The organism is Methylophilus sp. YYY-1 (genome assembly GCF_029132825.1).
GTDB lineage: Bacteria > Pseudomonadota > Gammaproteobacteria > Burkholderiales > Methylophilaceae > Methylophilus > Methylophilus glucosoxydans.
This window is the reverse complement of record NZ_WOVG01000003.1, coordinates 461,056-475,104: the sequence shown is the minus strand read 5'-3', so window position 1 is coordinate 475,104 and position 14,049 is coordinate 461,056. Positions and strand designations below refer to the sequence as shown.

Sequence of the window (14,049 nt, the reverse complement as noted above, 5' to 3'; positions counted from 1 at the left end):
CGGTCGTGAAGTGCAGCATTCGGGGGGGTGACTGCAACAACACATCAAACTCATTCTTGAGAGATTAGGAGATCGTATGAAAAACAATTCAACACGTGCCATTGTTGGCGCTTTGGTTGGAGGCTTGTTTGCCAGCGTTTCTGGTCTGGCATTTGCGGATGCTGACCTGGACAAGGCATTGAACACCCCAGGGGCTTGGCCTGTGGCAACCGGTGGCTATTATAGCCAGCACAACAGCCCGCTGGCACAAATTAACAAATCCAACGTTAAAAATGTGAAAGCAGCCTGGTCATTCTCTACCGGTGTGCTCAATGGTCACGAAGGTGCGCCATTGGTCATCGGCGACATGATGTACATCCACTCCGCTTTCCCAAACAACACTTATGCTTTGAATCTGAACGATCCAGGCAAAATTGTTTGGCAACACAAACCTAAGCAAGATGCTTCTACCAAAGCAGTGATGTGCTGTGACGTGGTAGATCGTGGTCTGGCTTACGGCGCGGGTCAAATCGTGAAGAAACAAGCCAATGGCCATGTACTGGCATTGGATGCCAAAACCGGTAAGGTGAACTGGGAAGTGGAAATGTGTGATCCAAAAGTCGGTCAGACATTGACACAGGCACCGTTTGTCGCCAAAGACACGGTCTTGATCGGTTGTTCTGGCGCTGAGCTGGGTGTGCGTGGTGCGGTTAACGCACTGGACCTGAAAACAGGTGAACTGAAATGGCGTGCGTTCGCAACCGGTTCTGACGAGTCCATCCGTTTGGCAAAAGACTTCAACAAAGAAAACCCACACTACGGTCAATTTGGCCTGGGCCTCAAAACCTGGGAAGGCGATGCCTGGAAAATCGGTGGCGGTACTAACTGGGGTTGGTATGCTTACGATCCTAAGTTGAACCTGTTCTACTACGGTTCCGGCAACCCGGCACCATGGAACGAAACCATGCGTCCTGGCGACAACAAGTGGACCATGACTATCTGGGGTCGTGACCTCGACACCGGGATGGCGAAATGGGGTTACCAAAAGACACCTCATGACGAGTGGGACTTTGCTGGTGTGAACCAGATGGTACTGACTGACCAACCGGTTGACGGCAAGATGACACCGCTGCTCAGCCACATTGACCGTAACGGTATCTTGTACACGCTGAACCGTGAAAACGGCAAGCTGATCGTGGCTGAAAAAGTCGACCCGGCTGTTAACGTGTTCAAGAAAGTGGACCTGAAATCAGGCACACCAGTGCGTGATCCAGAGTTTGCAACCCGTATGGACCACAAAGGCACCAACATTTGTCCATCTGCGATGGGCTTCCACAACCAGGGTGTTGACTCTTACGACCCAGAAAGCCGTACCTTGTACGCAGGCCTGAACCACATTTGTATGGACTGGGAGCCGTTCATGCTGCCATACCGTGCCGGTCAGTTCTTCGTCGGTGCAACTCTGGCGATGTACCCTGGCCCGAATGGCCCAACCAAGAAAGAAATGGGTCAGATCCGTGCATTTGACTTGACCACTGGTAAAGCCAAATGGACCAAGTGGGAGAAATTTGCAGCTTGGGGCGGTACTTTGTACACCAAAGGCGGCCTGGTTTGGTACGCAACACTGGATGGTTACCTGAAAGCGTTGGATAACAAAGACGGTAAAGAACTGTGGAACTTCAAGATGCCATCTGGTGGTATCGGATCTCCAATGACTTACTCCTTCAAGGGTAAACAATACGTCGGCAGCATGTACGGTGTCGGTGGCTGGCCAGGCGTTGGTCTGGTGTTTGACCTGACAGACCCAAGTGCTGGTTTGGGTGCGGTTGGTGCGTTCAAAGAACTGCAAAACCACACACAAATGGGCGGTGGCCTGATGGTGTTCAGCCTGTAATTCAAGTCCTGAACCTGTTGATGTAGTGTGCAGGGTGGCCGTTTGTCGCAAGACGGGCTGGTCACCCTGTTCTCAGCCCTAGAGTGAAGAGAGCAAATATGTTTCCTGATGTAAAAAGAGTCCGTGCTGGCTGGGTAAGCGCCTGCCTCACGTTGGCATTCAGTCTGTTGGCGTTGCCTGCCGTGGCTGCAAATGCGCTCAATGTCTGTGCTGGTAAGTCCGAGCTGCCTTTTTCAAATGACAAGCAAGAGGGCTTTGAAAACAAGATTGCAAATGTGATTGGCAAGGCCATGAATCTGCCAATCAACTATTTCTGGTGGACCAATCCACTCACCCTGCAAAAAGACATGGAAGCAGGTAAATGTGATGTGTTGATTGGCACCGATCCGAATGATCCGCGTGTGCTGACGACCAAACCTTACTATCGTTCAGCTTACGTGTTTATCACACGCAAAGACCGTGAAATTGATGTGACCTCCTGGGATCATCCCTACCTCAAAGAGAAAAATTTCCGTATCGGTGTCATGCCGGATAGCCCCGGTAAAAACATGTTGCTGCAAATCAACCGTTTTGACGACATGTTTGACTACTTTACTGAAATCCAGAATTTTCAGTCCACCCGCAACCGTTACATCCACGTCGAGCCGTCACGGCTGGTGAATGATGTGGCCAATATGCATTTGCATATGGCGATGTTGTGGGCGCCAGAAGCTGCGCGTTATGTGCGTGCTTCCGAAGTGCCGTTGAATATGGTGATCGTCGAAGATACCGCCAAAAAAACCAACGGTGAAAAAATCCCCATGCACTACAACGTGGTCATGGGCGTCAACAAGCAGCACCCCGAGCTGGTGGATGCTTTGAATCGTGTCATTGATGCGCATGGCGCAGAGATTACTGCCATCCTCAAGGATGAAGGCATTCCTCTGTTGAGTCTGCATTAAGTCACTGTATTTTGTTAATCAAGTTTTGGAGTTTGAATTGAAAGAATCTCAACAACCGCATTTACGCCGCCTGCGTCAACCGCTGACCATGGCTTTGGGTCTGACGGGTTTGGTCATGGCTGCTTTTCTGACGGTGGCCTGCGCCAAAGATGAATCTGCTGCGAGTCCTTCTGCGGCTAAAGCAGAGGCGCCTGCCACCCCAGCCACTGCCGTGCATGTCGCGTTGAAAGATGGTCCGCCATTGGAGTTTCGTGGCACGATTTCGGGGGATGTGCTGGAGATCGCACCGATGGACGGTGAGACCTTTACCCCTGAAGCCAAGCATTTTTTAGCCACCGGTGAAAACCCCTACCGCTCCGATCCTGAAGCAATCAAAAAAGGCTATACGATTTTCTCAACCGCCTGTTCTGGTTGCCATGGTCACTTGGCTGAGGGCAAGTTAGGTCCGGCGCTGGCAGATGAATACTGGACTTATCCTAAAAATCAAACCGACAAGGGCATCTTTGAAACCATTTATGGTGGGGCGAACGGCATGATGGGGCCACAACAGGGCCGTCTGCAAGTGGATGAGATTATTCATATCATCGCCTGGATTCGTCACCAGGAGGAAGAGAACCTTAAAAACGGTGGCGCGGCAACGCCTCACGGTTAAACGACTTACCAGAGGGTTAGGCTGGTGGGCCCTCTGATAATTGAAAAAAATACACCAGCTAATTTGTGATTAAGGAGAAATGTGATGAAACACGTAATGACATTACTGGCCGTGGCTGGTGTGTTGGCAGTGTCCAATCAGGCTCTGGCTTACGATGGTCAAAATTGTAAAGAGCCAGGTAACTGCTGGGAAGCCAAACCCGGCTATCCGGAAAAAATTGCGGGTTCCAAATACGACCCAAAACATGATCCGGTGGAACTCAACAAACAAGAGGAAGCCATCAAAGCCATGGATGCACGTAATGCAAAACGCATTGCAAACGCCAAATCCAGCGGCAACTTCGTATTTGACGTGAAGTAATCTTAAATTCCCCCCAGGAGACTGACATCGTTTCCGGTGTCAGTTTCGTCCCCCGTTTGCATGTGACATACCGGTGTCGATTGTGCGCAGTCGATAGTGGCCTGTTTCATTCTGAATCATGGATGGTGTATGGAAAAACAAATGGATTTGGCCGCATGGCGTGAAGGTGCGCTGGCGTTCGAGCAAGCATTAAACAGTGTGGTTGTTGGCATGCCTGAGCAAGTCAGGGCGCTCACGATTGCGATTTTTTCACGTGGCCACGTGCTGCTGGAAGGCGACGTTGGCGTGGGTAAAACCACGTTGTTACGCGCGGCTGCGCAATTGCTGGGTGGCGGCTATCAGCGCATTGAGGGCGCGATTGATCTCATGCCGAGTGACTTTTTGTACCATGCCTATATCAACGAGCAGGGGCAGGCTGCAGTCAAGCCGGGGCCACTGTTGCAACATGAAGACGCGCTCTCGGTGTTCTTCTTTAACGAAATCAACCGTGCCAGACCACAGGCCCACGCCTTGTTTCTGCGCCTGATGGCTGAGCGCTCGGTCAATGCCTTTAACCGCGAATATCATTTTCCGCACCTGACCGTGTTTGCTGACCGTAACCGGCTGGAGCGTGAAGAGACGTTTGAGATCCCTGCGGCGGCACGTGACCGTTTCCTGATGGAAATTTCGGTGAAGGCGCCGGATGCACGTGAGCTGCAACGGGCACTGATGTTTGATACCCGCTTTTATGATGTCGATGCACTGGTCGGCCAGTTGCCGTCAGGCCTCACACCCTACGATCAACTGAATGCGCTGGCTGCGCAGGTGCAAAGCACCGTGCGTGCAGAGTTGGCCTTGCAGGAGTATGCGGTAGAGCTTTGGCGCGTGCTCAAGGACCCGCTGGCCGCTGGCATCAGCCTGCCCGAGGTGGATATGAGCCGCTTGCTGGCCGGTGGTGCCAGCCCACGCGGCATGGCCATGTTGATGCGCAGTGCGCGTACGCGTGCCTGGCTCGAAGGCCGCGATTATCTGACCCCGGATGATATCCGTGCCGTCTGGCTATATGTGGTGACGCACCGCGTGTTTTTGAGCGGCGCCTATGCCTTGCAGCATGAGCGGATTGCCCCGCAATTGCTGCAAGCCGTGCTGGATAAAGTCTCTGCGCCCTAAGCGGTGCTGCAGGTTCAAGTCATGATGCAGACCGATGTGTGTGTATGGATGTGAGTGAAGCATGGTAGCTGCAAGCAACGCAATGGCGCAACAGACCGGGCAGGGACCTATGCAGCCGCTCTCGGCGGTGTCCGTACAAGCCGCCTTCGAGCCGCACCAGTTCTTTTATCCGGTGCCATGGCGGGCGCACAGCTATCACGCGGGCGCGACGCTCACCAAGCATCATGGCAACGGCACTGACTTCGCTGGCTATGCTTCTTTACTGGCTTGTCCGGATCCCAAACGGATTGATATTCGGGCCAGTGTACGCACGCAGCCACAGCAATGGCTGGTCAGGACCTATCTTGAACGTGCTGCCATTCATGTCTACGCCATTGTGGATGTTTCCAGCTCCTTATTTTTTCAGGGCCCTTCTGCCCAAGACTTGCAGCAGCGCCTGACCCGTTTTGTCGCGTCGCTCGCGTGGTCGGTGACGCGCCAGGGCGATGGCTTCGGCATGCACGCTGCCAGCGACCATTTACCCGGCAGTTTGCAACGCCTGCCCAGTTTTCAGCCTGGCACAGCGCAGCAAGTACATGGGCTGCTCAATGACTATTGGCAGCAGGCGCGTAGTTTGGGTGCTGATCACGGCCACACGGCCAGCGCGCTCCCTGCTGCGATAGAGGTCATCGGTCCACGGCGTGCGCTGGTATTCCTCATCTCTGACTTTTTTTGGCCAGAGTCACTGTTGCAAGCCATCATGCGTGCGGCTCAGCCACATGATGTGGTGCCTGTGGTATTGCGCGATGCCTCGGCGTTTGAGGCATTGCCGGCGTTCGGCTGGGCGCGATTACGCGATATGGAAACCGGGCAGGAGCGCAGCTGGCTATTGCGGCGCAAGTTGCGCACACAGATCGCCGCGGATGCCGCGCAGCAAAAGCAGTCGCTCAATCTTGGCTTGGTCAAGGCGGGTGCCAGATCCCCTTTGTGGCTAGCCCCGGATTGGCGTGCGGAAGACGTGAGCCGACACTTGATGGAGACGATGGCATGAGTATCACAAGCAACCGGTTTGCGGGCACGATGCAGTTTACGCGCTGGCTGGCGACATTTTTTGCAGGGTATCTGCTGGCGACCACTACGCTGGCATATGCCGCCAGCACCACAGCAAGCACCCAAGCCACAACGCACGCCAGCATACGCGTAGAAAGCGCCACGCGTGAGGCAGATTACACGTTGGGCAGCATTGCAACACAGCATCTCAAGATTCATGTCCCGCCTGGTTTTGTGCTGGATCCGGCCAGTTTGCCTGCCCCGGCACAAAATGAGGCCATTGAGCTGCGCGATGCCCATTGGCAACATGAGGACCTGGCGAATGATCGCGTGATTAACCTGCAGATAGACTGGCAAATTTTTGTTGCCGGCGACACGGTTAAAATCCTGCCCTTAAAAAAACTGCACCTTGAATTCACCTGCGATCAGTCCAGCTGCGCCCAGCAACGGTTGACCGTTGATGTGCCGCCAGACAAGGTCATTGTGTCGAGTTTGCTACCTGCCCGGATTGATGCCGAGCACGTCAAGCTTTACCCGGATGCGCCATTACCAGAGTGGCCTATCGCGCCACAACTGTGGTCACTGGCAGGTTGGGGCAGTGCGCTTGTACTGGCATTACTTTACCTGGCTTGGGTGGCCGGCTGGATCACCTTGCCACAAGAAAAACACATGCCTTTCCGTCAGGCCTGGCGCCAGATCCGCAAACTCAGGGGCGAGGCGGCCTCGGATAGTTTGCAGGCCATGCGCTTGCTGGTGCGGGCCATGGATCAATTTGCCGGGCATGCGGTGACTGCCGAAAATCTGCCACAGTTAATGCAACAGCAACCCAGGCTACAGGCCTATGCGCCTGCGCTTGAGGCCTTTTATGCGGATGTGCAGCAGGCGTTTTTTGCTGGCCGAGCTGTGACGTCTTCGATCGCTTTGCTGACACAATTAGCCAAAGATTTGAGTCAACTGGAGGTCGCTTAAGCATGTGGCAGGCCTGGGGGCAATCCGTCATCACATGGAGCGGCTTGGGGGAGTCATGGGGGCTGACACAGGTGTGGCCCTTGCTGTTATTGCCATTAGCCGTATTGCCCTGGTGCATGCGTGGTCAACGGCATTTCAAACATCCGGCCTTGCAAGGGTTGCCCGAAGACCCGCTCTCTGTCTGGCTGGAGCGTGCCTGGAAAATCAGTTTAAGTACTTTGCTGCTGGCACTGGCCATTGCGCTGAGTGGCCCGTTTCTTAAATCGCAATCCATCGAAAAAATTGGGCGCGGTGCGCATGTGATGATTGTGCTGGACCGCAGCGCCAGCATGAACGAGCCGTTTGTGAACAAGGGCGATGCTCAGGCGCGGCAACCGAAAATGCAGGCCGCGCGTGAGGTGTTGAAGTCATTGGTCAAGCAGGGCCATGAAGACCTGATGGGCATGGTGACCTTTAGTACCTCACCGATTTTGGCGGCGCCTTTGGGGAATGACCGTGCGTTTGTGCAAGCCGCGCTGGAAGCGACCGAAGCCGGTGGCATGGGCTTCACGGCGGTCGCGCGCGGACTCGGCATGGCGCTCGATTATTTTGCTGACCAGCCGGTGACCGGGGCGCGTGCCATTGTGCTGGTATCTGATGGCGGTGCACACCTGGATGGCAAAACCCAGGACATGTTGCGTGCCATGTTTATGCGGCAACAGGCCTCCTTGTACTGGATTTACCTGCGCTCTGAAAACGGCGTCACCATCAAGCAAAGCCTGGCCGAAGGCGAGAATATTGACGCCTATCCCGAGGTGGCCTTGCATGACTATTTCCAGACGCTCAATGTGCCTTATCACGTGTATGAGGCAGAAAATCCGCAGGCGGTGATGGCGGCCGTGCGCGATATCGCCAAGCTTAAAAACAAACCAACCCGTTACCTGGAACCGATTGCACGGCAAGACTTGAGTCAATACGCCTACGGCCTGGCCTGGCTGGCAGCCTTGCTATTAATCGCGATGGTACAACTGGAGTTAACACGGTGGCAAACATGAGTCATCCCAACATAAGAAGGCAATGGATCAATCATTTACGCCGCGGCGGGCTGTGGGCTGCGCTGCTGGTGGTGCTATCACTGGTGATGCTGGCGCGTCAGGGCGTGGAGCTCTATCAGTCTGCAGTGTACAGACACAGCCTGGCGCCGCATGTGCTTATCCGTTCTACCCTGCTGGGGGCTGACCAGACACCGCAGGCCTTGTTTGCCAATGCAGTGTTTTATGACGATCAACTCAAATCTGATCAGGCGCTGGCGCAGTATGCCGCCGTGATTGCCCGCACCACCGATAGCCAACCCTTGCGCAAGCAGGCCTATTTCAACTCGGGCAATGTCTATTTGCGCACGGCAATCCGCTTGCTCGAACAGCGTGGCCTGCCTGCCTGGGATGAGGCGGGCCCACTGGTCGCCCTGGCCAAAGAGAGTTACCAGAAAGCCTTGCGTATCGAGCCTGACTGGTCAGAGGTGAAGTACAACTATCATCTCGCCCTCAGACTGGCGCCGACCACCCACGGCATGAATGGGCCACAACAGTACGAAGACGAGCAGATTAAAGCAGAAGAGCAATCCAGTGGCTGGCCTGCCATGCCTGGCAATCCTAGAGGCATGCCCTGATGATGGCTTGGTTTAAACAACTCAGGGCTTTGCTCGTTGGCAGCCCTGAAAACGCGCAGGTGACACCCGGGCTTGTCTGGCGCAAGCGATGCTTGTGGCTGATTGCGCTGTTTCTTACGCTCACGCTCTTTCATCCGCAACTGAGTTTACCCAACCGTGTGTATGACTGGTACTTTGTGGTGGATATCACACAAAGCATGAATGTGCCCGACTATCAACTGAATGGGAAAAGCATCAGCCGGCTGGAGATGGCCAAGCAAAGCATACGCAAAACCCTGTCTGTGTTGCCCTGTGGCTCACGCGTGGCGCTGGGCATGTTTACCGAGCGCAATACGGTTAATGTGGTGAAGCCGGTGGAGGTTTGCAGCCATTTTGCTGCGCTGGATCATACCGTGGCCAGCATGGATTGGCGCATGGCTTGGGCCGCAGATTCGTTTATCGCCCATGGCCTCTATCACGCGCTGGAACAAGCGCCGTTGTTGGGCAAACAGGTGCGCGTACTGTTTTTTACCGATGGCCAGCAAGCGCCGCCGGCCAATCCGCAATACATGCCCAAATTTGCAGGCAAACCTGGTGAGGTGCAAGGTTACCTGGTGGGCATGGGCAAGCCCACACCGAGCAAGATCCCCAAACTGGATGAGAAAAATGCAGTGGCTGGCTATTGGGAGCAGGAAGAGGTTCAACGGTTTGGCAACTTTGGCATGGCCGAAACGCTGTCAGTGCTGGCTATGGAGCAGGGTCAGCATGATCGCAATTCCGGACATGGGCCAGGGAACGAACTGTTAAGTAATGCCCATTTATCTGCGCTGGATGAAAAAAACTTGCAGCGTCTGTCGGTAGAGACCGGTTTGCATTACGCCAGGCTGGAGCATGTGGCACAAAGTGGTGACTGGGCGACCGGCTTGGGCATGACGGCCTGGCGCTGGGCCAAGACGGATTTGCGGCCCTGGCTAGCAGTGCCTGCCTGCCTATTGTGGCTCATGTTTATGGCGCTGACGTTTGCCGATAGCCCCTGGCTGCTTGGCATGCGGCAAATGTTTAAACGATTTTTTAAGAAGGAGTAGTGTGTTATGAAGTGGTCTTTATGCGGAATGATGATGTTGTTAAGTGTGCAAGCTTGGGCACACGGGCCTACGCCGCAAAAAACGGATGAATCCATCCAGGTCAACGCATCGGCTGACGCGGTATGGAAACGTGTCAGCAGCCCATGCAGTCTGGCGCAATGGCATCCGCAAGTCACGGCTTGCGAGCCTGTGAATGACACCCAGCAAAAGCTGACCCTGAAAAACGGCAAGCAATTGATGCAGGAAATCGACGAAGTGTCTGCGGCAGACATGACCGTGTCTTATCGTCTGTTTGGCGACATCGATCTGGAAGCGCTACCTGTGAGTTCTTTAAACGGCAAAATCAAAGTTGCTGCTGATGGCAGCAACGCCAAAGTGACCTGGAGTGCCCGTTATTACCGCGCCTTTACCGGCAATGAACCCCCTGCAGGCCAGGATGATGAATCCGCCAAAAATGCGGTGGATGCCTTTGTCAAAGCCGGTTTACAGGGCTTGAAAGAAGGTCGCCAGAATGCTGCGGCAAACAGCCAGGGCTGGCGCCAAAAACTCTGCGCCAGTTTGCGCCCCTTGTTTAAACGCATGGGTTCCAGCCTCTGTGCATAAATTGAGCTCCGCCGTGTTGATTGTTTGGATTCAGCGAGGCATGTCATGGTGAGTAAACACTTAGGGTTATCCCGGCAGTCTGGATGGCTGTGTATCTCTTCAGTGGTCAGTCACCTGGCCCAGTGGGCAACGATGATGTTGCCAGCCGTAGCTTGTGTTTTGGTCACAGCCAGTCTGCCCGCCAGGGCGGAAGAGGGTGTCGCCAGCAATGAGGCAACATGGGTGATACTCGAAGAGACGGATGACTCGTTATGCCTGGCGCATGGCGGCAAACTGATCACGCTGGCGCTGACTGACAGCGGCCAGCGCGCTGCCCCAGCCGGACTGGAGGTGTGGGTGGACCGCTGGTTTATGCAGGTGCAGACCGCAGACCATACCCGCCATCAACTCACTGTCGAACACTCCAGCCAGGAGTTGGGGTGCTCACAAAGCATCGCTGGCCCGCAACACTGGACACTCAGTACCATTAAACGCCTGCCCGAGCAGGCGCATCCTTAGGAATCTCGTATGCAAACAACCAGCCCTTCCGATTCGCAATCCAATCTGGTATCTACCCAAGCCGCTGCCGTGGTGCAGACACTGGCAAGCCAGGCGCAATTCAATGCGTGGGTGCAGGCGCATCCGCTCGCCGTGGTACTGTTCACGGCCGAATGGTGTGAGCCTTGCCAGACCTTTGCCCCCGTCCTGGCAGCGGTTGCCGCCCAGCATCCACAAGTCGCGTTTGCGGTAGCCGATGTTGATGTCGCCACCGATCTGGTCGCCAATTTCCAGGTGACACAAGTGCCTGCACTCATGGCGGTGCGTGATCGCGTCATCATTGATATGGTCAGGGGCGCCATGCAGGCGCATGAGCTGCAGCACCACCTGCAAATGTGGCAAGCGCTGGATATGCGCGCCATCAACGCACATTTCTCCCAACAGAGCGCCTCTGCTAACTCATGAAAAATTCCTGACCCTTTGCGGGAACAGGTCTCAATCCTTACGGCTCACATCGCGCTATCGTAACGCTTGTATGAGGACGATTGATGTGAGCGCGTGCTGGCGCCTGCGCTTGAAAGCGTTGTCGGTTACGCTCAGTCTTTGTTTTACGCTGGGCGCATCCGCGGCAGAGTTCGCCTATATCACCAATCAGGGAGAGCACACGGTGTCGGTCGTAGACCTGCGCCAACTGCAGGTGATCAAAACCATCCCGGTCGGCCAGTCGCCGGTCGGCGTCGCTATTCATCCTCAACAGAAAAAAGTATATGTGAGCAATGTCGATGGCCGCTCAATCTCGGTGATAGACATCACGCGGCAGCAAGTGGTGCAGACTCTCGCGCTGCCGATTGCCCCGGTCGGGCTGGCCGTGAATCAGGCCGGTAACCGTTTATATGTGGCTGACTGGTATCACCATAGTTTGCTGGTGGTTGAGCCCGTGCACGGGCAAGTGCTGGCGAGCATAGAGGTGGGGCAGGCACCAGGCGGCTTGCAGTTAAGTCGCGATGGCCAGACGCTCTACGTGGCGAATCGCGACAGTAATGATGTGAGCGTGGTCGACACGCGCGCGAACAAAGAACTGCGCAGAATTAAAGTGGGCGAGCACCCGTTCGGTTTGGGGCTGAGCCCCGATGGCAAGCAGCTGTATGTGGTGAATGTGTACTCAAACTCAGTGAGTGTGATAGACACGCATGAGCAGCGCGTAGTGGCCACGCTTAGCGTGGGGCGGCACCCTTACTGTGTGACCACAGACCCGCAAGGGCAGCGCTTGTTCGTCACCAACACCGGCGAAGATAGCGTCAGCGTGATCGATCTGGCCAGCCAGCGGCCGCTGGCTAAAATTCGCGTCCCCGGCACGCCCGAAGGCATTGCTTTTGACCGCCAGCAACAGCAGCTCGTGGTCACCAGCTGGATGGACAACGTCGTAGCCGTCATTGATGGACAGCGGCTGGACTCGCCGCGACAGGTCAAGGTTGGGGCACAGCCGCGCGCCTTTGGTGGATTTGTGTTTGAGGCTAGCGAATGAGTATAGCGTCGGGAGTTTATCCCGGTTAAATCGGGAAGCATGACGCTATTGCCAAGGATTTTAAGTGCTTAATATGCAATGGTCATTTAAATTTCAAATTTAATTGATTTGCATAAAGTATATCTCCATGTTCTGGCCAGTTGTTGCAGCAACTGGCCGACTTTTTTTAAGGATGCTCTATGCAATACGCTCGATTGTTGACCCTCACCGCAGGCCTGCTAGCCAGCCTCACCCTTAGTGCCCAACCGCTCGCTTATGTCCCCAACGAAAAAGACGGCACGGTCTCGGTGATTGATACCAGCACCGACGAAGTCATCAACACCCTGCCCAACAAAGGCAAGCTCGGCAAAAAGGTGCAGGCTGCCGCCATACACCCTAGTAACCAAAAACTCTACGTCGTCGTGCGCGATAAAAACGCCGTCTCGGTGGTAGACACCAAGCTCGGCAAACAAACCGCTTTGATCAAAGTCGGCGACGAACCAGAAGGCATTGATATCTCACCCGACGGCAAGTTGCTGGCCGCCTGCCTGGAAGAAGAAAACGCGGTCTCGCTGGTAGACCTGCAAACCAACAAGCTCAAACACACCATTAAAACCCAGGGCAAAAACCCCGAGCATTGCGTGTTTTCACCCGACCAGCAATGGCTGCTTGCCAGTAACGAAGAGAGCAACAATGTCGATGTGATTAACCTCAATACGCTCAAGTCAGAACACCTGATCGCATCCACCAAACACCCGCGCGGCGTTGGTTTTAGCCCCGATGGCAAATGGGCTTATGTGGCAAATGAAGCCGCTAGCTTGCTAGAGATTGTCTCTACCACCGACTGGAAAGTGCAAGCCAATATCAAGGTCGGCCTGCGCTCCAACGGTGTCAAGGTCAATGCCGATGGCAGCCGCATTTACGTTAGCAACGGCGGCGATCACAACCTCAGCGTGATCGATACCGCCACCCGCGAAGTCATCGCCACCATCCCGGTCGGCCAACGCCCCTGGAACATGGCACTCACGCCGGACGGCAAAAAGCTCTATGTCGCCAATGGCCGTAGCAATAACGTCTCGGTGATTGATACCCAAACCAATGCCAAGCTTAAGGATATTGCTGTGGGGAATTTGCCTTGGGGGGTGGTGATTCATTGACCTTGATAGGTGATTGTTGCTTTTCATGTGGTCATCTATACAACAGCGGCGTACCCTCGAGGGTACGCCCTACGCGGATTTTTATTGCAAAAATATAGACCAATAATATAGAACGCCAAAAACTTGCAATCCAAAAACTATTGATGCATAAATTTTTATTTTATTTGGAAGATCAAACATAAATAACACTGGCATCAGCATAGCAAGCAAAACAAACACTCCATCTCTTGTTACACTGTTTTCGACCGTGTCTTCAGTAATTTTGACGTTTTTGTCATCATATATTGCTATCCAGCGTCGCAATAATTTTGACTCAATTAATTTAACTGACTCACCTACTGAAAGAAGAGTGCAAGTCCTTAAGTCTGTATTTTTTTGCAAATTTCTATCTTGCAATTTCAAACCTATTTCACAAACCTTTTGTGTATATTTAGACTGAACGGTTTTCATTTCTAAAGATGCAACAACTACACCATCATGTTTAATTTCAAGAAATGCTAAATCAGTAAAAACGACTGTCGCAGTTAACCATATGAGCAACCACACTGGTAATAAATAGTTTAATTTTACTTTCAGGTTCATATTGAAACTTATCGTTGAAAATCAGCGGACATCAAAAAGTC

General features: G+C 53.9%; 16 protein-coding genes. 15 read left to right on the top strand and 1 reads right to left on the bottom strand.

Annotated elements, in window-relative coordinates; translation table 11 throughout:
• Positions 1–76 precede the first annotated feature (76 nt).
• The 15 genes from GOC95_RS11385 to GOC95_RS11315 all read left to right on the top strand — a co-directional run bounded on the left by GOC95_RS11385 (position 77) and on the right by GOC95_RS11315 (position 13,426).
• Positions 77–1,873: a methanol/ethanol family PQQ-dependent dehydrogenase gene (locus GOC95_RS11385; protein WP_194747397.1), complete on the top strand. Its 1,797-nt coding sequence runs from the start codon at positions 77–79 to the stop codon at positions 1,871–1,873.
• Between the two features lie 98 nt (positions 1,874–1,971).
• A complete protein-coding gene (gene moxJ, locus GOC95_RS11380; RefSeq protein ID WP_275357162.1) occupies positions 1,972–2,814 on the top strand; it encodes a methanol oxidation system protein MoxJ in 843 nt (280 codons plus the stop codon).
• 37 nt (positions 2,815–2,851) lie between these two features.
• Positions 2,852–3,466, top strand: coding sequence for a cytochrome c(L), periplasmic (gene moxG / locus GOC95_RS11375; protein WP_275357161.1), 615 nt, complete (start codon positions 2,852–2,854; stop codon positions 3,464–3,466).
• A gap of 84 nt (positions 3,467–3,550) precedes the next feature.
• Positions 3,551–3,826 carry a methanol dehydrogenase [cytochrome c] subunit gene (locus GOC95_RS11370; protein ID WP_194747393.1) on the top strand — a complete coding sequence of 92 codons (276 nt, stop codon included), beginning with the start codon at positions 3,551–3,553 and terminating at the stop codon, positions 3,824–3,826.
• Between the two features lie 129 nt (positions 3,827–3,955).
• Positions 3,956–4,975: a MoxR family ATPase gene (locus tag GOC95_RS11365; RefSeq protein WP_275357158.1), complete on the top strand. Its 1,020-nt coding sequence runs from the start codon at positions 3,956–3,958 to the stop codon at positions 4,973–4,975.
• 61 nt (positions 4,976–5,036) lie between these two features.
• Positions 5,037–6,005, top strand: a complete 969-nt coding sequence (locus GOC95_RS11360; protein ID WP_275357156.1) for a hypothetical protein — start codon at positions 5,037–5,039, stop codon at positions 6,003–6,005.
• Positions 6,002–6,973: a hypothetical protein gene (locus tag GOC95_RS11355; RefSeq protein ID WP_275357154.1), complete on the top strand. Its 972-nt coding sequence runs from the start codon at positions 6,002–6,004 to the stop codon at positions 6,971–6,973. The genes GOC95_RS11360 and GOC95_RS11355 overlap by 4 nt, the downstream gene beginning before the upstream one ends.
• 2 nt (positions 6,974–6,975) lie before the next feature.
• Positions 6,976–8,007, top strand: coding sequence for a vWA domain-containing protein (locus GOC95_RS11350; protein WP_194747387.1), 1,032 nt, complete (start codon positions 6,976–6,978; stop codon positions 8,005–8,007).
• Entirely contained in the window at positions 8,004–8,621 is a 618-nt protein-coding gene (locus GOC95_RS11345) for a hypothetical protein (RefSeq protein WP_275357151.1), read from the top strand. The genes GOC95_RS11350 and GOC95_RS11345 overlap by 4 nt, the downstream gene beginning before the upstream one ends.
• Positions 8,621–9,685 carry a vWA domain-containing protein gene (locus tag GOC95_RS11340; protein ID WP_275357150.1) on the top strand — a complete coding sequence of 355 codons (1,065 nt, stop codon included), beginning with the start codon at positions 8,621–8,623 and terminating at the stop codon, positions 9,683–9,685. Before GOC95_RS11345 ends, GOC95_RS11340 begins: the two co-directional genes overlap by 1 nt.
• Positions 9,686–9,691: 6 nt before the next feature.
• The gene (locus GOC95_RS11335; protein ID WP_275357149.1) at positions 9,692–10,288 is read left to right on the top strand and encodes an SRPBCC family protein; all 597 of its coding nucleotides are present in this window, start codon (positions 9,692–9,694) and stop codon (positions 10,286–10,288) included.
• Between the two features lie 45 nt (positions 10,289–10,333).
• Entirely contained in the window at positions 10,334–10,786 is a 453-nt protein-coding gene (locus GOC95_RS11330) for a hypothetical protein (protein ID WP_275357147.1), read from the top strand.
• 9 nt (positions 10,787–10,795) lie between these two features.
• On the top strand, positions 10,796–11,230 hold the full coding sequence (locus tag GOC95_RS11325) for a thioredoxin family protein (RefSeq protein ID WP_275357146.1): 435 nt from the start codon (positions 10,796–10,798) through the stop codon (positions 11,228–11,230).
• Positions 11,231–11,315: 85 nt separating this feature from the next.
• On the top strand, positions 11,316–12,290 hold the full coding sequence (locus GOC95_RS11320; protein ID WP_275357144.1) for a YncE family protein: 975 nt from the start codon (positions 11,316–11,318) through the stop codon (positions 12,288–12,290).
• 179 nt (positions 12,291–12,469) lie between these two features.
• The gene (locus GOC95_RS11315; RefSeq protein ID WP_275357142.1) at positions 12,470–13,426 is read left to right on the top strand and encodes a beta-propeller fold lactonase family protein; all 957 of its coding nucleotides are present in this window, start codon (positions 12,470–12,472) and stop codon (positions 13,424–13,426) included.
• Positions 13,427–13,507: 81 nt separating this feature from the next.
• On the opposite strand, the gene GOC95_RS11310 is transcribed toward GOC95_RS11315, so the two are convergent.
• Positions 13,508–14,008: a hypothetical protein gene (locus tag GOC95_RS11310; protein ID WP_275357139.1), complete on the bottom strand. Its 501-nt coding sequence runs from the start codon at positions 14,006–14,008 to the stop codon at positions 13,508–13,510.
• Positions 14,009–14,049 lie beyond the last annotated feature (41 nt).